Below are 19,628 nucleotides of genomic sequence, written 5' to 3' on the forward strand. Positions count from 1 at the left end.
CTTGCCTTCGATTGAAAGGCCAACCTGGCGGAGCACCCGCGCAATCATGAACCGACGTCCGAACCCCACGCCCGCCGCGGCCCCGCTCGACGACATCGACCGCATGCTGCTCGCGGCGCTCGCCGAGGACGCCCGCGCGAGCGTCGCCGAACTCGCCAAGCATGTGGGGCTGTCGGCGCCGAGCACGTCCGAGCGGCTGCGCCGGCTCGAAGCGCAAGGCGTGATTGGCGGCTATACGGTGCAGATCGATCCGCGCGCGCTCGGCTACACCTTGCAGGCCATCGTGCGCGTAAAGCCGCTGCCCGGACAGTTGCATCTGGTGGAAGAGGTGCTGCGGCGCATTCCCGAATTCGTCGAGTGCGACAAGGTCACGGGCGACGACTGCTTCATCGCCCGGCTCTATCTGCATTCGATCGAACAGCTCGACGAGATCCTCGCGAAAGTCACTGAGCGCGCCGAAACCAGCACGGCCATCGTCAAGTCCACGCCGGTGCCGCGCCGCCTGCCGCCGCTGCGCTGAAGCCCGGGGGGCGGCAGCCCGTCAACGCTCCGTGGCCTCGAAGAACGCCAGCATCTCCTCGACCAGCGCCTCGCTCGCCTCCTCGGGAATGTAATGGCCGCAAGGCAGCGCGCGCCCGCTCACGTCGCGCGCCACCTTGCGCCATTCGGCGAGCGGGTCGAAGCAGCGCTCGATCACGCCTTGCGCGCCCCACAGCACGCGCAGCGGGCACGCCACCTTGTTGCCGCGTTCGAGATCGGCGCGGTCGTGCTCGAGGTCGATGGTCGCCGAGGCGCGGTAGTCCTCGCACATCGCGTGCACGGCGCCCGGCTGGCGCAGCGCCGCGCGGTAGGCGCCCAGCGCCTTCGGCGCGAAGGGTGCGAGACCCGCGTGACGGCTGCCCATGACGCGCTCGATATAGACGTCGGGGTTCGCTTCGATCAGCGTCTCCGGCAGCGGCGCGGGCTGGATCAGGAAGAACCAGTGGAAGTAGAGCGTGGCGAACTCGCGGTCGGTCTGCTCGTACATGGCGAGCGTGGGCGCGATATCGAGCAGCATGAGCCGCTCGACGGCGTCGGCGTGGTCGAGCGCCATGCGGTGCGCCACGCGCGCGCCTCGGTCGTGCGCACACACGAGAAAACGCTCGTGGCCGAAGTGGCGCATGACTTCGACCTGATCGGCCGCCATCGCGCGTTTCGAATAGGCGGCGTGCGTGTCGTCGCTTGCCGGTTTCGAGGAGGCGCCGTAGCCGCGCAGATCCGTCGCGATGACGGTGAAGTGCTGCGCGAGCGAGGTGGCGCACCGATGCCAGATCATATGCGTCTGCGGATGGCCGTGCAGCAGCAATAGCGGCGGTCCGTCGCCGCCCTTCACGCCGCAGATGTCTACGCCGCTCGCAGTGCGAACGGTGAAAGGCTGGAATCCGTCGAAGGGCATGGGGCTAGTCTCTTGTGTTTGTTGGTCTGCGGTCATTGTATGAGGCACGTGCGACTCGAAAATGTGCTTTTGGGCCCACAGCGGTAGAAACCGAGCACTCCCTCGAAAACCGCACGAGGGATCCGCATGCGCGATGCCCGATCGACCCCACGCCTATAATCGAACGGCCGATTTCGCGCCCCCGCCATCGATCGAAGCGCCGCAAGGAGACCTCTCCATGGCACTGCCCGCCGTCCTGCAAAACCTCTCGCTGCCCGTCGTGGGCTCGCCGATGTTCATCGTCAGCTACCCGGAGCTGGTGCTCGCGCAGTGCAAGGCGGGCATCGTCGGCTCGTTTCCGGCGCTCAACGCGCGCCCCGCCGAGGAGCTGGGCGTCTGGCTCACGCAGATCCGCGAGGAGCTCACCGCTTACCAGAGCGCGCACCCCGAAGCCGTCATCGGGCCGGTCGCCGTCAACCAGATCGTGCATCAGTCGAATGCGCGGCTCGAGCACGACGTGCGCGTGTGCGTCGAGCACCACGTGCCGATCTTCATCACGAGCCTGCGCGCGCCGCCGCGCGAACTGCTCGACGCGGTACACAGCTACGGCGGCATCGTGCTGCACGACGTCATCAACCTGCGCCACGCCGCCAAGGCGCTCGAAGCGGGCGTGGACGGCCTGATCCTCGTGGCCGCCGGCGCGGGCGGCCATGCGGGCACGACCTCGCCGTTCGCGCTGGTGGGCGAAGTGCGGCGCATCTTCGACGGCCCGATCGTGCTGTCGGGTGCAATCGCCAACGGCGGCTCGATCCTCGCCGCCCAGGCCATGGGTGCGGACCTCGCCTACATGGGCACGCGCTTCATCGCGACGAAAGAGGCGCACGCCGTGGACGACTACAAGCACGCCATTCTCGAAGCGAAGGCCGCGGATATCGTCTACACGAACCTCTTCACGGGCGTGCACGGCAATTACATTCGCGAGAGCATCGTGAACGCCGGGCTCGATCCCGATGCGCTGCCCGAGTCGGACAAGTCGAAGATGGATTTCGGCGCGGGCACCTCGAAGGCGAAGGCCTGGAAAGACGTGTGGGGCGCGGGCCAGGCCGTGGGCCTGATGGACGACGTGCCTTCCGTGGCGGATCTCGTGGCGCGCTTGAAGCACGAGTACGAGGCGACGAAGGCACGGCTCGGCGTGGGCCGCTGAGCGCGAGGCGCGCCCGGCTTCAGCTCCGGGCAGACGCAGTCCGTCCGGCATCGGCATTGAGCGCCGCCGCGCGGATCGCCTCCACGCCCGGCCACAGTTCGCGCTCCGAAAAACGCGCGGCCAGGAAATCGACGAACGAGCGCACCTTCGCCGAGAGATGGCGGCGGCTCGCGTACACGGCGTAGATCGGCAGCTCGCGCGGCGGCAGTGCGTCGACGAGCAGCGGCACGAGACGCCCTTCGGCGATATCGTCGCCCACCACCTCGGTGCCGAGCATCGACAGCCCGCCGCCTTGCAGCACCACCACGCGTAGCGCTTCCAGGTGATTGACGATGAGGTTGCCGCCCGGCTTGGGCTTCACGCCGCCCGCGCCCTCCGCGAACGGCGCGAGTTCCTGGGCCGAGGCCCCCGCGTACTGAACGAAGTTGTGCCGCGCGAGATCGGCCACGCTTTTCGGCGCGCCGTGGCGGCGCAGGTACTCGGGCGAGGCGCACAGCACGATGTGCGCGGTGGCGAGCGGCCGCGCGATCAGCGAAGACGACTTGAGCCCCGACGGCGCGGCGCGGATCGCCACGTCGAAGCCCTCGTCGATCAGCTCGACCACGCGGTCGGACAACGTGATGTCGACGGTCACCTGAGGAAAGCCGGCGGCGTAGTCGGCGACCGCACCCATCACATGACGCAGCCCGAACGCCGTGAGCGACGACACGCGCAGCCGCCCCTGCGGCACCACGCTCGCCGCGCCCACCGCCTGGCCGGCCTCGTCGAGTTCGGTGAGCGCCTGGGCCACGCGCTCGTAGTACTCGCGCCCCGCCTCGGTGGGCGCGACGCGGCGCGTGGTGCGGTTCAACAGGCGCGCGCCGAGCTGCTGCTCCAGGTGCATCACATGCTTGCTCGCCATCGCGGCGGACATGTTCATGCGCTCGGCCGCCGCGACGAAGCTGCCCGCCTCCACCACCTGGCGAAACACTTTCATGCTGACTAGGGTATCCATTGCGGGGCCTTCAACTCGAACATAAATAAACGGGAATCAATCGACGATATTTTCCTCGTTTTATCAAATGCGGGTGTTGAAAAGCGCAGGCGCGCTTTGGATCAGGCGGTCCGAAAAGCAAAAACCCCGCGCTGCGTGCAGCGCGGGGTTTTCGCGTCGAACTTCGAGCTGACAGGCTGCGCCGCTTAGAACTTCGCGCGCATGCCCACGCCGTAGGTCTGGCCGCTCGACATGTTGTCGAAGTGGTCGTACATGTACGCAGCGTAGATATCGGTGCGCTTGGAGAGCGGATAGTCGTAGCCGATCGCCGCCGTCTGGCGCGTCTGGTTCAGGCCGCCGCCGTCACGCGAGTACGCATACGAGGCCATGACCGTGCCCGGGCCGGCCGGGACCGTCACGCCGCCCTGGGCCGTGTTGACGTGCCAGCTGCCCACCTGCTGCCAGTTCGCCGTGTACATGTACTGGCCGAAGAACTTCACGTACTTGAGGTCGTACGAGAGGCCGACCTGCGCCACGCCCTGGCTCTTCAGGCCGATGATGGTCGTGTCGCCGCTCACGATGCTGCCGATGTCGCCCGGCGTGTTGTTGAAGTTCACGTACTGGTAGACCGCCGTGGCCGCGAACGGGCCATGGAAGTACAGACCCTGCACGCTCCACTTCTTCGAGCCGTTCTGGCCGGCCTGGTTGCCGAACGCATACATGGCCGAACCCGAGAGGCCGTTGAAGTTGGGCGTCGAATACTGCACGGCGTTGTTCCAGCCCGAGTCGCCCACCACACCCTGGTCGGTCGTGTAGGTCGGGAACGTCGAGAGGCCGAGGTACACGTGGTACACCATCGGCGAGAAGGTGTACGAATCGATGAACGGGTTGAAGAGAATCGTCGAGACGAACAGCTGCGTCGTCAGGCGCCCCGCCGTGACCGTGCCGTACGGCGATTCGAGGCCGACGTACGCGTTGCGCGCGAAGAACGTGTCGCCCGCGAAGCGGCCGAACTGGCCGTTCTGCGCGCGGAAGAAGCTTTCCAGCGTGAAGATCGCCTTGTAGCCGCCGCCCAGATCTTCCGATCCCTTCATGCCCCAGTACGACGTGGACATGCCCCCGCCGCCCACGTTCCAGGCGGTCTGGCCGCCCGGAAATTTCGTCGCCCCGACCCACTCGTCGACCTGGCCGTAGAGCTGGACGCTCGACTGCGCAAACGCCGACGACGACGCGGCGGCAAGAACAGCGGCGAGCGCGCTCGCCTTCAGGGTAGTGCGCAGCGCGCGGCTGACCGTTGTATTCATGGGTTCTCCAGTCTTTGTCAAAAAAGGGTGTCGGGCGGCTGAGGCGCTCGTGCAAAGCTTTATTTTTTCGTCGTTCGCAGGCGTGGCCGTTCTGGGCGGATCCATCTTTGCGGACCATTTTTATGGTCAAAAATAACCGGTGTTATTGCCGGTATATCGGGCGCATTAGTTTGCCGCCGTTAGAACCTGGTTTGCCGCTGTCGACGCCGCTTCGCGTTGCGCCGCGTCACGATGAATCGCAGCCCGCCGGTCCGCGCCTAGCGGGCCGCTGCCGCACGCGCGGGGCTGCGAATGACGCGCCGCCGAAACGAAAGCGAGATTTGAGACGAAAGGGTTCTGCACGACGAGAGATTTCCAAAAAAGTGTGGTATCCACGCGTCAGTTTTCGCGGCGTGGACGAACGCACCTTGTTTTGGACGTGTTTCGGCGCCGCTATCAGGTCAGTGCCTGAAGCGAATCCTCAAGAGAATCCAATGAAGAAAGCGGGAAAAAGCGTGCAGGGGAAGAAAACAAAAGCGGGCCGCGAGGCAGCGCTCAATTACGGTAAGGCGAAGGCATGGGCGGACGCGGCACCTCGCCGCCGTTGCGCGGGAAGGGCCGGTAGGTGCCGCCGCGCTCCTCGTTGTAGCGCGCGACGTCTTCGCGAATCGAGCCCGCGCGCACCGGCGAGTCGGCCGGCGGATGCGGCACCGGGCGTGATTCCGCGCTCACGGGCGTGATGGGATTGCCGCCACGATAGCCGCCGTAGCCGCCGAACGGCGTGCCATAGCTGTAGTCGCGATGGGGAGCCTGCTGCTGGACCTGACCTTGCCACTGGTTCGGCGCACGGTTGCCGCCGCGCTCATACCGGCCGCCCTGGTCGGCCACGCGCATGGGCGAAGCGGCACCAGCGTACGCGGCGGGGCCACGGCCGCGTTCAGGGCCACCGTGGTAGCCGCCGCCCCACGCCATGCCGCCGCCGCGCGGGGCGGGTATCGAGTGCATGGCGGGCATGGAAGGCGCGCGCGCAAAGCCGCCGCCCCCGCCGTGCCCTGGAAAACCGGGCTGAGCATGGGCGAGCGCAACGAGGGCCGCTAATCCAGCCCCCAAGCCCCACTGTCCCAGTTTTGACAACCCTACGTGCATTGTGACGTTTCACCTGCCCGACATTTGCGCCTGGCACCCGCCACTCGGGCCATGGCGGGCCAGTCCCGGGACGCTCGCCGCGCGAGCGCGTAACGATTGCCGCCACAACGGTCCGGGCGTCCCTTTGACGGTAATTTATGGGTGTGCCGAATGGGTGTCGAGCCAAAAGATGTTATGCCGCCCGAAGGGTTGTAACACCATGTTACTGCTGGGTTTTCCGGCTCCGGGCACACCCTGGGAAGGCCGCCTGGCAAGGCTCTCCGGGTGGGTCTGGGAACGGTTCGTTTTATGCCTGATTCACGTCTGAAGATTTGAAGAATGCGCGGAGTCCTGACGACTTTTGCGGCCCGGGAATACCCCTCGCACGTCGATGAGGAATCCGGCATAAAGGGGCATTGATGCTGGCAATACATGCGTATCCTTCATTAATCAATGCTTCAAATGAATTTGCTTTTTCAATCGGCTTGCGCCGACAATAGACGTCCCGATTCACCCGTTGCACGCACATCGATCTGCGCGCAGCCAGGCGCCCAGGCGCGCACTTGAGATTGTCCGATGGCCCGTCCGAAATTCCTGCCCGATAACTTCACCCTTTGCCTCGTCGGCACGGTGATTCTTGCGAGCCTGTTCCCGGTGCACGGCCAGGCCGCCACGGGTTTCAACTGGCTCACCAACGTGGCCGTTGGCCTGCTGTTCTTCCTGCACGGCGCCAAGCTCTCGCGCGACGCGATCGTCGCTGGAGCTACGCACTGGCGGCTGCACATCGTCGTGCTGCTCAGCACCTTCGTGCTCTTTCCGGCGCTGGGCCTCGCGCTCAAGCCCGTGCTTTCGCCGCTCGTCACCCCGGCGCTCTACGCGGGCGTGCTGTTCCTCTGCACGCTGCCTTCCACGGTGCAGTCGTCGATCGCCTTCACCTCGATCGCGCGCGGCAACGTGCCCGCCGCCGTTTGCAGCGCTTCGGCGTCGAGCCTGATCGGCATCTTCGTCACGCCCGCGCTCGTGAGCCTGATCGTCACGAACCAGAGCGCGAGCGGCGGCTCGGCCTGGCACACCGTATGGAACATCGTGCTGCAACTGCTCGTGCCGTTCGTGGCGGGCCAGCTGCTGCGCCCCGTCATCGGCCGCTGGATCGAGCGCAACAAGGGCGTGCTCAAGTTCGTCGATCAGGGCTCGATCCTGCTCGTGGTGTTCGGCGCGTTTTCCGAGGCCGTGAACGAAGGGCTCTGGCATCACATTCCGCTCACCGCGCTCGGCGGCCTGCTCGTGGTGAACGCCGTGCTGCTCGCGCTCGCGCTCGGCATCACGATGTTCACGAGCAAGAAGCTCGGCTTCTCGCGCGCCGACCAGATCACCATCATTTTCTGCGGCTCGAAGAAGAGCCTCGCGGCCGGCGTGCCGATGGCGAAGGTCATCTTCGCCTCAAACGCCGTGGGCGCGGTCGTGCTGCCGCTCATGCTGTTCCACCAGATCCAGTTGATGGTGTGCGCGGCGCTCGCCCAGCGCTGGGGCGCCCGCGACATGAGCGCCGAGCGCGCCGCCAGCGCGGGCGACGAATCGCGCGCCGGCGCGAGCGAGCGCGCCGCCGCCGCGGCGCGTCGCTGAGCGTCGCTCAATACATCTCAATACGGCATGCTGGGCGGCGAGAAGCCGCCGCCCAGCTGCAGCCAATGCCGCGGCTAGTGCCCCGTCTCCCCCTCCCCCGCCTGCCTTCCCTCCCCGCGTCACGCGCGCATCCGCCGCACGCCCAAAGATTGGGCATCGCGACGCTGTCACCAAAATTTCATTTAATTCATCCGATGATATGCCGTTAAGTTCATCGTCTTCGCCCGTTCCGGCCTGTCCATGTCTGCTCCCGCGCCACTCCTGCACGCGGCGCCCGGCGTCGGGGCGCTGATCGCCCAGCGCCAGCTGCGCGCCGTCTTCCAGCCCATCGTCGATTTCGAGGGTGGCGCGATCCTCGGCTACGAGGGCCTCATTCGCGGGCCGGCCGGCTCGCCGCTCGAAACGCCCGCCGCCCTCTTCGCGCGCGCCGGTGACGAACAGTGCACCGCCGCGCTCGAACGCGCAGCCGCCCGCACCTGCATCGAAACGTTCGCGAAACTCGACTGCCCCGGCAAGCTGTTCCTCAATTTCAGCGCCGACGCGCTGCGCCAGCTCACCGCCGACGGCGACGCCGCGCTCGCCCTCTTCGACGGCCCGATCGACCCCACGCGCGTCGTGATCGAGCTCACCGAGCAAAGCGCCATCCACGACCTGCGCAATTTTTCGCCCGTCGTCGAGACGCTGCGCGCGGCCGGCGCCCAGTTCGCGCTCGACGACTACGGCACGGCCAACGCCAGCCTCAACCTCTGGGTGCAGTTGCAGCCCGATGTCGTGAAGATCGACCGCTTCTTCATCCACGACATCGCCAGCGACGCGCTCAAGTTCGAAGCCGTGCGCGCCGTGCAGCATTTCGCGCAGGCGAGCGGCACACGGCTCGTGGCGGAAGGCATCGAGAACGCGGCCGACCTGATCGTGCTGCGCGACATGGGCATCGACTGCGGCCAGGGCTTTTTCTTCGGCCGCCCCAACGTGGAGCCGCTGCGCGTGCTTGCCCGCGAAGCGCGCGAGGCGATTCGCGCGGACCATATCGCCGTGTTCCCCGAGGCCACGCGCAGCGCCGCCACGCAGCCCGCGGGCGGCGGCGCCCCCGCCAGCAAGATGCTCGTGCGCGCGCCCGCGCTGCCGCGCCAGGCGACCAACAACGACGTGCTCGAACTGTTCAACGGCCAACCCGAGCTGCACGCGGTGGCCGTGGTGGAAGACGAAGCGCCTGTCGCGCTCATCAACCGGCGCGCGTTCATGGACCGCTATGCGCTGCCGTATCACCGCGAGCTGTTCGGCAAGAAGCCCTGCCTGCAATTCGCCAACGCGAAGCCGGTGCTGATCGAGCAGTCGATGACGGTCGAGCAGATGGCGACGCTGCTCGTCAGCGACGACCAGCGCTATCTCGCCGATGGCTTCGTCATCACCGATAACGGCCGCTACGCCGGACTCGGCACCGGCGAGAGCCTCGTGCGCGCCGTAACGGAGGTGCGCATCCAGGCGGCGCGCTACGCCAATCCGCTCACCTTCCTGCCGGGCAATATCCCCATCAGCTCGCATATCGAGCGTCTGCTGTCGCACGACGCGGGCTTTCACGCGTGCTATGTCGACCTGAACCAGTTCAAGCCCTTCAACGACCAGTACGGCTACTGGCAGGGCGACGAGGTGCTGAAGTTCGCGGCGACGGTGCTCGCCGATGCCTGCGACCCCACGCGCGACTTCCTCGGCCACGTGGGCGGCGACGACTTCCTGATCCTGTTCCAGAGCGAGACGTGGCGCGAGCGCGCGCGCCAGGCGATCGAAACGTTCAACGAGGGCGCGCAGCGCTTCTACGCACCGGGCGACCGCCTCGCGGGCGGCATTCACGGCGAGGATCGCCACGGCAACGCCACCTTCTTCACCTTCGTGACCCTGGCGATCGGCTGCGTGCACATCGCGCCGGGCGAAGGCGCGCAGCACAGCAGCGACGCCATCGCCTCGCTCGCGGCCCTCGCCAAGCGCCGCGCGAAACAGGAAGCGAGCGGGCTAGTCGTGATCGACGGCAGCGCGAGCGCCAACCTCGTGCCCACGCTCGCCTCGACACCAGGCGAAGCCGGCTGGTCATAGCGGCCTGCCCCTCCCCTGCGGCAGCCCGGAATGTGAACGGGCCGGCCGCGCGGCTCATGCCGCGCGCCGGCCCGTTTTGCTTTCGCCGCTGTGCTGCTGCACCGTCGCTAGATCGTCCCCATCAAGACCAGCACGACCACCACGACGACGATGATGCCGAGCGTGCCCGAAGGCGCGTAACCCCACGAGCGGCTATGTGGCCACGCCGGGAACGCGCCTATGAGCAGCAGGATCAGAATGACCAGAAGCAGGGTGCCGAGCATGATGCCTCCGTAAGTCGACTGTTAGTGTCCGGCTTTCCGCAACCGTCGTGCCCGCGCGCGTTTAGTCAATTTTACTAAACACAAATGTTTGCGTTTATTTCATTGTTTACTGGTATTTACCTGGAATTCGAGGCGTAGATTCGGGTTTTTCGGACAGATTTTTACTATACAATCGCCGCACACCTGACCACACCCGGAACGCTCACCGCGCCACCGCCAGCCAGGAATCATGGGGACAACCATTCGTGACGTCGCGCAAGCCGCCAACGTGTCGATCGGCACGGTGTCGCGCGCGTTGAAGAACCAGCCGGGCCTGTCCGAGGCCACTCGCGAGCGCATCGTCGAGGTCGCGCGCACGCTCGGCTATGACTGCGCGCAACTGCGTCCGCGCATTCGCCGGCTCACCTTCCTGCTCCATCGCCAGCACAACAACTTCGCGGCCAGCCCGTTCTTCTCGCACGTGCTGCACGGCGTGGAAGACGCCTGTCGCGAACACGGCATCGTGCCCGCGCTGCTCACCGCCGGCCCCGCCGACGACACCATCCAGCAGTTGCGCCTGCACGCGCCCGACGCCATCGCCGTGGCCGGCTTCGTCGAGCCGGAAATGCTCGCCGCGCTCGTCGCGCTGCAACGCCCGCTCGTGCTGATCGACCTGTGGGCGGCTGGTCTGCGCTCGGTGAACATCGACAACGCGGCGGGCGCCGCGCTCGCCATGCAGCATCTGTTCGAGCTGGGACGGCGGCGCATCGCATTCATCGGCGGCTCGCTCGCGCACTACAGCATCGCGCAGCGCGCGCTCGGCTACCGGCGCGCGTTCTTCGAGGCGGGCCTGTTGTTCGACCCGTCGCTCGAAACGACGATCGACGGCGGGCTCGATCCCGACACGGGCGCGTCGCTCGCCATGCAGCGCTTGATCGACGCGGCGCGCGCCGCCTCGCGCCCGCCGCCCGACGCGCTCTTCGCCTACAACGACGCCGCCGCGCTCGCGGCCATGCGCGTGTGCCTCGCCAATGGCCTGCGCGTGCCCGAAGACATCGCCATCATCGGTTTCGACGATATCGCGGGCGCCACGCACGCCACGCCGCCGCTCTCGACGATCGCCGTCGACAAGGAAGCACTCGGGCGGCGCGGTGTCGAGCTGCTGCTCGAAGAGACGCCTGCCGCGAGCGAAATCCGTTTGCCGGTGCAGCTCGTCGCGCGTGCCAGCACGCTGGGTGCGGCGGCATCGAATCTCGTTGCCGCGCACGCCGTTCATCATGCTGCAAGCGCACCGCAGAGCGCCTGACGCGCGCCGTCGAAACACGCCGAACACACATCGAAATTACGCTGAAGCCACGTCCAGGACAGAAGAGAAAGCCATGACGATGACCGCCGACACCGCCACCTCCGCCACCACACAACCCGTCGCCGTACCGGGCGTCGCGAGCTTTCGCGACCGCGGCTTCCTGCTCGGCCACGTGCAGGACACGCTGCGCTTTTACGCGCCGAACGTGCTCGATCCCTCGGGCGGCTTCTTCCACTACTTCCGCGACGACGGCTCGATCTACAACGCGCACTCGCGGCACCTCGTGAGCAGTTGCCGCTACGTCTTCAACTATGCGATGGCGTATCGCGAGTTCGGCGATCCGCAGCATCTCGAATACGCGCGCCACGGCCTGCAGTTCCTGCGCGAGGGCCACTGGGACCCGCATCTGCAGGGCTACGACTGGGAGCTCGACTGGCGCGACGGCAAGAAGCGCGTGCTCGACGCCACGCGCCACTGCTACGGCCTCGCGTTCGTGCTGCTCGCTTACGCGCATGCGGCGATGGCCGGCATCGAGGAAGCGCGGCCGATGATCGGCGCGACCTTCGATCTGATGGAACATCGCTTCTGGGACGGCGCGGCGGGCCTCTACGCCGACGAGGCGAGCGCCGACTGGATCGTCTCGGGCTATCGCGGCCAGAACGCCAACATGCACACGACCGAGGCGCTGCTCGCGGCCTACGAGGCGACGGGCCACCTCGTCTATCTCGACCGCGCCGAGCGCGTGGCCTCGAACATCACGCTACGCCAGGCGAAGCTTTCGCAAGGGCTCGTGTGGGAGCACTTTCACGCGGACTGGTCGGTCGACTGGCACTACAACGAGGAAGACAGCTCGAACATCTTCCGCCCGTGGGGCTTCCAGCCGGGCCATCAAACGGAGTGGGCGAAGCTGCTCTTGCTGCTCGAACGCCACCGGCCGCTGCCCTGGCTGCTGCCGCGCGCGATCGAACTGTTCGACGCCGCCATGGCGCACGCCTGGGACAACGATCACGGCGGTCTCTACTACGGCTTCGGCCCGGACGGCACCGTGTGCGATCACGACAAGTACTTCTGGGTGCAGGCGGAAACCTTCGCCACGGCGGCGCTGCTCGGCAAGCGCACCGGCAACGAGCGCTTCTGGGACTGGTACGACGAAATCTGGCGCTACAGCTGGGCAAATTTCGTCGATCATCGTTACGGTGCGTGGTATCGCATCCTCACCTGCGACAACCGCAAGTACAGTGACGAGAAGAGCCCCGCCGGCAAGACCGACTATCACACGATGGGCGCGTGCTACGAAGCGCTGAACGCGCTGCCCGGACGCGGCATGGCGCCGGTCGTGGGCCGCGAGGAAGCGACCGCCGCCTTTGGTGGCGCGAACGACATGACGGGCACGAGCGGCCAGAACTAGAGAGAGGAACACGACGATGAGCACCTGCAGCACCGGCCCGGACTTTTCGTCCGGCTTCCCGGCCTTCATCTCGGCCGGCGACATCCTCACCGATCTCGTGCGCACCCCCGCGCCCGAGGGCACGCCGCACACGTCGCAGCCCGGCGCACCGGGCATGGACTCGCACTGGCGCGCGCACCCTGGCGGCGCGGGCTGGAACGTCGCGCGCGCGGTCGCGCGCCTCGGGCTGCCCACCGCGAGCGTGGGCGCGCTCGGCGTAGACAACTTCTCGGACGAACTCTGGAACGCGAGCGTGGCCGCCGGACTCGACATGCGCTTCATGCAGCGCGTGGAGCGCGCGCCGCTGCTCGCGATCGTGCATCAGACGCATCCGCCCGCGTACTACTTCATCGGCGACAACAGCGCCGACCTCGCCTTCGATCCCGCGAAGCTGCCCGAAGGCTGGCGCGCGCACGCCAAATGGGCGCACTTCGGCTGCATCAGCCTCGTGCGACAGCCGCTCGGCGAAACGCTCGCCACGCTCGCCGCCGAGCTGCGCGCGGCCGGCGTGAAGATCAGCTTCGATCCGAACTACCGCAACCTCATGGCGCACGGCTACGAGCCGATCCTGCGCCGCATGGCCGCGCTCGCCGATCTCATCAAGGTCTCCGACGAAGACCTGCGCATGCTGTTCGCCGGCAAGAGCGAGGCCGAAGCCATCGACGCCATGCGCGCGCTCAATCCGGCCGCCACGCTGCTCGTCACGCGCGGCGCGCAGGCGGCCACGCTCCATGTGGGCAACGAGGTGATCGAGGCGGCGCCGCCGCGCGTCGAAGTGGCCGATACGGTGGGCGCCGGCGACGCGTCGATCGGCGGCCTGCTGTTCAGCCTCATGAGCGCGCCGCAACGCAGCTGGCGCCAGCATCTCGCCTTCGCACTCGCCGCGGGCGCGGCCGCGTGCCGCCGGCCCGGCGCGCATTCGCCGACACTCGACGAAGTCGTCGCGCTGCTCGCCGACTGAAGGCGCACGCGGCGCGCAGTCCGGCGCACCGTCTGGACACCGCGCGGCGCTGACACGAAAGCGCCGCGCAGCCGTAATATGCGTGTCCCGCAGCCGCGCGGGCAACGTGCTAGCATGGAATCTCCCTCTTGTTGCGGGTCAGGCGCGACGCTTGCGCGCCTTCATCCACGTGACCCGTCGAGGGGAGTTTCCTTCCACGAGGAGCACGCTATGGAAGACGTCAGCTACACCAAGGGGATCTACACGGCCGTCGCCTCAGTGCGGTCCATGAACGCCGGCCAGTACCAGGGCCTGGTCTCCCTGGCGCGCGACGACGGCGAGGAACTCGAAAACGCGGTGTACGAAGTCGAAGCCGCATCGGGCACGCCGGAAGAGGCTCTCGAAGAAGCCAAGGCGCTGGCGCATCGCATACTCGGCGAGCTCGAACTGTAAGTCGTCGCGGTGTGCCCGGTGCCCGCTCAGGGACTGCCGGCAGCGCTGCATGAGACGGGGTGCTCTGCATGGGGCCAGAGTAAGGGCTGTGCATGGCCCCGGAGTCAGTGCTGAAACCCTAACTCCGGCCGACAGCTAAAGCGCCAACTCTGGTCGACAGCTGTGCATGGGACCAGAGTAAGCGCTCAAGCGCCAACTCTGGTCGACAGGAGGTTAGCCATGTCCGAACAGCTCTTTCTATACGGCGTCTACGCCATCCACGTGCATCCGCTCGAACTGCAGGGCGCTCGCTGGGACGCCGAGTATCAGATCACGCATCGCGACAAGGCCGTGCAGACGTGGGTCACGGTCGGCGGCAACGCGGGCTTCGAGGCGCCCACGCAAGCCGTGGACGCGGCGCGCCGCCAGGCCATCGCCGATATCGAACACGGCGCGGGCATTCCGAAGCCGCACGGGTTTCCGTAAGCCTTTCGTTCGACGCCGCTCCTGCCGCGTCTCACTCCTGATCTCGTCGCGCCAACCGTGCGCCTTGCCAGCGCGCGTTGGCGCGTGCCCGCTTGTCCTGTCCCTGCGGCATTGCTACGCTCTTCTCCTTACTTCAGATCCGCAGGGACCATCATGACGTCCGAGACGCCGGAGCGCTTCGCCAACCAGGAAGCGGCCCAGCAAGCCGAATTGGCATCCGGGGCTTCTCCGGGCGTGGACGTGGACGCCTGCAAGGCCGAAACGCCCGCGGGGCCCAGGCAAAAAGCCAGACGCGGCACGCCGCGCAAGCTGATGATCGGCACGCGCGAGGTGCTCGTCTACGGCATGCCGCAGTCCTGGGACGACTTCTATCACACGGCGCTCACCATGCGCTGGCCCACCTTCTTTGCCTCGCTCGCGGCCCTCTTCCTGCTCATGAACGGCGTGTTCGCGTGCCTCTACCAGCTCGGCGCCGCGCCCATCGCAAACCAATACCCGACGGGCTTTCTCGGCGCGTTCTTCTTCAGCGTGGAAACGCTCGCCACCGTCGGCTACGGCGACATGCATCCGCAAACGCTCTACGCGCATATCGTCGCCACGCTGGAAATCTTCGTCGGCATGTCGGGCATCGCGTTGGCGACCGGCCTCGTGTTCGCGCGCTTCTCGCGGCCGCGCGCGAAGATCATGTTCGCGAGCCAGGTGGTAGTGCATCCCATCGAAGGCCGCATGACGCTGATGGCGCGCGCCGCCAACGCCCGCCAGAACGTGATCGCCGAAGCGGGCGCGAAGCTGCGGCTGATCCGCATCGAAACCTCGTCGGACGGCTTTCGCGCGCGGCGCATCCACGATCTCAAGCTCGTGCGCGACCAGCATCCGCTCTTCACGCTGGGCTGGAATCTCATGCACGTGATCGACGAGTCGAGCCCGCTCTATGGCGTCACACCCGAGATGCTGGCCGAGCAGCACGGCACGCTGCACGTCGTGATCGAGGGCTCCGACGAATCGACCGCGCAGACCATGCAGGCACGCTTTAGCTGGTCGGACCGGCAGATCCGCTGGGACTACCGCTACGTCGACCTGATGAGCGACGCGGACGGCGTGAGCACGATGGACTACACGCACTTTCACGACGTCGTGCCGTTCGATCGGACAAAGCCTTACGCGCCTCGGACGATCTGACGGATTGTCCCGAAGGCCGATCCAGACGGGATCGCGTCGAGGCAGAGAAAATCTCTCTCCAAATTCGCCCGGCGCGGGCAGGCTCTCGCGCGAATAGGTGGCAGCGCCGGAGAGTTAGCAAAAAATTTCCGTCATTGGCGAGAAAAAATAGAGTCTCTTGCGCCGCTCTCCCCGGAGGGCGTACGACAGCAAAGCTATACATGGGATCGCAGCCAGCGCTGAAGCGCCAACTGCGTTCGACAAATGGAGACTCCCCCAATGACCGCGCGCCCCGCGTTCGGCGATACGTCCTCGCCGCTTGATACGCCGCCCCTCGCTGATTACAAGCTCACCGACAACCTCACCGCCACGCGCGGCCGCATTTTCCTGACCGGCACCCAGGCGCTGATCCGCCTCGCGCTCATGCAGCGCGCGCTCGACCGCGCGCATGGCCTGAACACCGCGGGCTTCATCAGCGGCTATCGCGGTTCGCCGCTCGGCATGGTCGACCAGCAGGCGTGGAAGGCGAAGAAACTGCTCGAAGCCGCCGACGTGCGCTTTTTGCCCGCCATCAACGAGGAGTTGGGCGGCACCGCCGTGCTCGGCACACAGCGCGTGGAAGCGGACTCCGAGCGCACCGTCGAAGGCGTCTTCGCGATGTGGTACGGCAAGGGCCCGGGCGTCGATCGCGCCGGCGACGCGCTCAAGCACGGCAACGCCTACGGCTCGTCGCCGCACGGCGGCGTGCTCGTGGTGGCCGGCGACGACCACGGCTGCGTGTCGTCGTCCATGCCGCATCAGAGCGACTTCGCGTTGATGGCGTGGCACATGCCGGTCGTGAATCCGTCGAACATCGCGGACATGCTCGAATTCGGCCTGTATGGCTGGGCGCTCTCGCGCTACTCGGGCGCGTGGGTGGGCTACAAGGCGATTTCGGAAACGGTGGAGTCGGGCTCGACCGTCGATCTCGATGCCATCAAGACCGATTGGCAAGCGCCGGAAGGTTTCACCCCGCCGCCGGGCGGCCTGCACAACCGCTGGCCCGATCTGCCGAGTCTCGCCATCGAGCAGCGCCTCGCCGCCAAGCTCGACGCCGTGCGCCATTTCGCGCGCATGAACAGCATCGACAAGTGGATCGCGCCGAGCCCGCACGCGAATGTGGGCATCGTCACCTGCGGCAAGGCGCACCTGGACCTGATGGAAACGCTGCGCCGTCTCGATCTCACCGTCGACGACCTCGATCGCGCGGGCGTGCGCATCTACAAGGTGGGCCTGTCGTTCCCGCTGGAGATGTCGCGTATCGATGCGTTCGTCGCGGGCCTCACCGACGTGCTCGTGATCGAAGAGAAGGGCCCGGTGATCGAGCAGCAGATCAAGGACTACCTCTACAACCGCAAGGAAGGCGCGCGCCCCACGGTGATCGGCAAGCACGCCGAAGACGGCACGCTGCTGCTCTCGGAGCTGGGCGAGCTGCGCCCCTCGCGCATCCTGCCCGTGTTCGCCGCGTGGCTCGCGAAGCACCGGCCCGCGCTCGACCGCCGCGAGCGCGTGGTCGATCTCGTCGCGCCGCAAATCCTCTCGAACGCCGCCGACGCCGTGCGCCGCACGCCCTACTTCTGCTCGGGCTGCCCGCACAACACGTCGACCAAGGTGCCCGAAGGCTCGATCGCGCAGGCCGGCATCGGCTGCCACTTCATGGCTTCGTGGATGGAGCGCGACACCACGGGCCTGATCCAGATGGGCGGCGAAGGCGTGGACTGGGCCGCGCACTCGATGTTCACGAAGATGCCGCACGTGTTCCAGAATCTCGGCGACGGCACCTACTTTCACTCAGGCATCCTTGCGATTCGCCAGGCAGTCGCGGCGAAGACCAACATCACCTACAAGATCCTCTACAACGACGCCGTGGCGATGACGGGCGGCCAGCCCGTGGACGGCAGCATCTCCGTGCCGCAGATCGCACGCCAGGTGGAGGCCGAAGGTGTCTCGCGCTTCGTGGTGGTGAGCGACGAGCCCGAGAAGTACGACGGCCATCACGGCCTGTTCCCGAAGGGCACGACGTTCCATCACCGCAGCGAACTCGATACGGTCCAGCGCGAACTGCGCGAAACGCCGGGCGTGACCGTGCTGATCTACGACCAGACCTGCGCCGCCGAAAAGCGCCGCCGCCGCAAGAAGGGCGAATTCCCCGACCCGGACAAGCGCCTCTTCATCAACGAGGAAGTGTGCGAAGGCTGCGGCGATTGCGGCGTGCAGTCGAATTGCCTTTCGGTCGAACCCGTGGAAACAGAGCTGGGCCGCAAGCGCCGCATCGACCAGTCGTCGTGCAACAAGGACTATTCGTGCGTGAACGGCTTCTGCCCGAGCTTCGTGACCGTCGAGGGCGGCAAGCTCAAGAAGGCCGCGGGCGCGGCGTTCGATCCGCAGGCGCTCGCCGCGCGCGTGAACGCGCTGCCCATGCCGGCCACGCATCTCGACAACGCGCCCTACGACATCCTCGTGACGGGCGTGGGCGGCACCGGTGTCGTGACCGTGGGCGCGCTCATCAGCATGGCCGCGCATCTGGAAGGCAAGAGCGCTTCGGTACTCGACTTCATGGGCTTCGCGCAGAAGGGCGGCTCGGTGCTCTCGTTCGTGCGCTTCGCGGCCACCGACGCGCTGCTCAACCAGGTGCGCATCGACACGCAGCAGGCCGACCTGCTGCTCGCCTGCGACATGGTGGTGGGCGCGAGCGCCGATGCGCTGCAAACCGTGCGCCACGACCGCACGCGCATCGTCGTGAACACGCATGAGATTCCGAACGCGTCGTTCGTGCAGAACCCCGAAGCGAACCTGCACGCCGATGCGCTGCTCGCGAAGATGCGGCACGCGGCGACCGGCGGCGCATCGAACGCGCAGGATCCGCTCTCTGCATGCGACGCCCAGGCGCTCGCGCAGCGTTATCTCGGCGACACGATCGGCGCGAACATCGTGATGCTCGGCTTCGCGTGGCAGCTTGGCCTCGTGCCCGTTTCGCTCGCGGCGCTCACGCGCGCCATCGAGCTGAACAACGTTGCCGTGCAGGCGAACCTGTTCGCGTTCTCCATCGGCCGTATGGCCGCCGCCGATCCCGCTGCGCTCGAAGCGCTCGACACGCAACGTGCGGCGGCCGCGAAGGCCACGGCGCGCAAGCTCACGCAAACGCTCGACGAACTGATCGCCGAGCGCGAAGCGCGTCTGCTCGCTTATGGCGGCGCGAGCTACATGAAGCGCTATCGCGCGCTGGTCGATACCGCGCGCAGCGCCGACAAGAGCGCGGAGAAAACGCTCGCACGCGCCGTCGCGACCACGTTCTATCGGCTGCTCGCCGTGAAGGACGAGTACGAAGTCGCGCGCCTGCACGCCGACCCGGCGTTCCGCGCGGCGCTCGAAGCGCAATTCGAAGGCACGGCGGGCAGCGATTTCACCGTGAAGTTCAACCTCGCGCCGCCGCTCATCGCGCGTGAGAAGAACGGCCAGCCTCCACGCAAGATGCAGTTCGGCCAGTGGATGTGGAGTGCGTTCGGGCTGCTCAAGAAGGGCCGCAGCGTGCGCGGCACATGGCTCGATCCGTTCGGCAAGACACTGGAGCGCCGCATGGAGCGCGCCCTCGCCGGTGACTACGAGGCGACGATGCGCGGTGCCTTCGCGAGCCTCACTGCTGAAAACGCCGACGACATCGCCAAGCTCGCGAATCTGCATCAACGCGTGCGCGGCTATGGGCACGTGAAGCTTGCGAACCTCGCGGCAGTGAAGCGCAGCGAGCGCGAACTGGCGGCGCGCCTTGCCATCGACGTGAAGACGAGCGCCGCGGTCCAGGAAGCCCTCGCGTCGTTCAAGGGCGCGGGCGCGTTGCGCGGCATTCCGGTGGTCGTGGCGAAGTAAAGGT

At 66.9% G+C, this 19,628-nt stretch carries 16 protein-coding genes; 11 read left to right on the forward strand and 5 right to left on the reverse strand.

The window, feature by feature from the left end; translation table 11 throughout:
• Window positions 1–46: 46 nt before the first annotated feature.
• Entirely contained in the window at window positions 47–520 is a 474-nt protein-coding gene (locus AB4Y44_RS01040) for an Lrp/AsnC family transcriptional regulator (RefSeq protein WP_069265154.1), read from the forward strand.
• Between the two features lie 21 nt (window positions 521–541).
• Here the strand turns inward: AB4Y44_RS01040 and AB4Y44_RS01045 are convergent, their stop codons facing one another.
• Window positions 542–1,435: an alpha/beta hydrolase gene (locus AB4Y44_RS01045; RefSeq protein ID WP_342919542.1), complete on the reverse strand. Its 894-nt coding sequence runs from the start codon at window positions 1,433–1,435 to the stop codon at window positions 542–544.
• A gap of 217 nt (window positions 1,436–1,652) precedes the next feature.
• Here AB4Y44_RS01045 and AB4Y44_RS01050 point away from each other — a divergent pair, with 217 nt between their 5' ends.
• Complete coding sequence (locus AB4Y44_RS01050) at window positions 1,653–2,618, forward strand: NAD(P)H-dependent flavin oxidoreductase (RefSeq protein ID WP_368698456.1); 966 nt, start codon at window positions 1,653–1,655, stop codon at window positions 2,616–2,618.
• Window positions 2,619–2,637: 19 nt separating this feature from the next.
• Here the strand turns inward: AB4Y44_RS01050 and AB4Y44_RS01055 are convergent, their stop codons facing one another.
• The 3 genes from AB4Y44_RS01055 to AB4Y44_RS01065 form a co-directional block, all read right to left on the reverse strand.
• Complete coding sequence (locus AB4Y44_RS01055) at window positions 2,638–3,612, reverse strand: LysR family transcriptional regulator (protein ID WP_368698457.1); 975 nt, start codon at window positions 3,610–3,612, stop codon at window positions 2,638–2,640.
• Window positions 3,613–3,797: 185 nt separating this feature from the next.
• Window positions 3,798–4,895, reverse strand: coding sequence for a porin (locus AB4Y44_RS01060; RefSeq protein ID WP_342919545.1), 1,098 nt, complete (start codon window positions 4,893–4,895; stop codon window positions 3,798–3,800).
• 534 nt (window positions 4,896–5,429) lie between these two features.
• A complete protein-coding gene (locus AB4Y44_RS01065; protein WP_368698458.1) occupies window positions 5,430–5,888 on the reverse strand; it encodes a hypothetical protein in 459 nt (152 codons plus the stop codon).
• A gap of 687 nt (window positions 5,889–6,575) precedes the next feature.
• On the opposite strand from AB4Y44_RS01065, the gene AB4Y44_RS01070 reads away from it, so the two are divergent.
• Together AB4Y44_RS01070 and AB4Y44_RS01075 are read left to right on the forward strand one after the other, a co-directional pair.
• Entirely contained in the window at window positions 6,576–7,622 is a 1,047-nt protein-coding gene (locus tag AB4Y44_RS01070) for a bile acid:sodium symporter family protein (RefSeq protein ID WP_342919547.1), read from the forward strand.
• Window positions 7,623–7,862: 240 nt separating this feature from the next.
• Window positions 7,863–9,710 (forward strand): EAL domain-containing protein, encoded by a 1,848-nt coding sequence (locus AB4Y44_RS01075; protein WP_368698459.1) that lies wholly within the window; start codon window positions 7,863–7,865, stop codon window positions 9,708–9,710.
• 107 nt (window positions 9,711–9,817) lie between these two features.
• Here the strand turns inward: AB4Y44_RS01075 and AB4Y44_RS01080 are convergent, their stop codons facing one another.
• A complete protein-coding gene (locus AB4Y44_RS01080; protein ID WP_035512102.1) occupies window positions 9,818–9,973 on the reverse strand; it encodes a DUF3309 family protein in 156 nt (51 codons plus the stop codon).
• 229 nt (window positions 9,974–10,202) lie between these two features.
• On the opposite strand from AB4Y44_RS01080, the gene AB4Y44_RS01085 reads away from it, so the two are divergent.
• From AB4Y44_RS01085 to AB4Y44_RS01115, 7 genes are all read left to right on the forward strand, one after another.
• Window positions 10,203–11,258, forward strand: a complete 1,056-nt coding sequence (locus AB4Y44_RS01085) for a LacI family DNA-binding transcriptional regulator (protein ID WP_368698460.1) — start codon at window positions 10,203–10,205, stop codon at window positions 11,256–11,258.
• A 73-nt stretch (window positions 11,259–11,331) separates the two neighbouring features.
• On the forward strand, window positions 11,332–12,666 hold the full coding sequence (locus AB4Y44_RS01090) for an AGE family epimerase/isomerase (RefSeq protein WP_368698461.1): 1,335 nt from the start codon (window positions 11,332–11,334) through the stop codon (window positions 12,664–12,666).
• A 16-nt stretch (window positions 12,667–12,682) separates the two neighbouring features.
• Entirely contained in the window at window positions 12,683–13,666 is a 984-nt protein-coding gene (locus AB4Y44_RS01095) for a carbohydrate kinase (RefSeq protein ID WP_368698462.1), read from the forward strand.
• Window positions 13,667–13,876: 210 nt separating this feature from the next.
• Window positions 13,877–14,098 carry a hypothetical protein gene (locus AB4Y44_RS01100; RefSeq protein ID WP_342919553.1) on the forward strand — a complete coding sequence of 74 codons (222 nt, stop codon included), beginning with the start codon at window positions 13,877–13,879 and terminating at the stop codon, window positions 14,096–14,098.
• Between the two features lie 219 nt (window positions 14,099–14,317).
• The gene (locus AB4Y44_RS01105; protein ID WP_342919554.1) at window positions 14,318–14,563 is read left to right on the forward strand and encodes a hypothetical protein; all 246 of its coding nucleotides are present in this window, start codon (window positions 14,318–14,320) and stop codon (window positions 14,561–14,563) included.
• 312 nt (window positions 14,564–14,875) lie between these two features.
• The gene (locus AB4Y44_RS01110) at window positions 14,876–15,742 is read left to right on the forward strand and encodes an ion channel (protein ID WP_368698551.1); all 867 of its coding nucleotides are present in this window, start codon (window positions 14,876–14,878) and stop codon (window positions 15,740–15,742) included.
• Window positions 15,743–16,000: 258 nt separating this feature from the next.
• Entirely contained in the window at window positions 16,001–19,624 is a 3,624-nt protein-coding gene (locus tag AB4Y44_RS01115; protein ID WP_368698463.1) for an indolepyruvate ferredoxin oxidoreductase family protein, read from the forward strand.
• The last annotated feature ends 4 nt before the right edge of the window (window positions 19,625–19,628 follow it).

This window comes from Paraburkholderia sp. BR10937, assembly GCF_040965695.1.
Classification (GTDB): Bacteria; Pseudomonadota; Gammaproteobacteria; order Burkholderiales; family Burkholderiaceae; genus Paraburkholderia.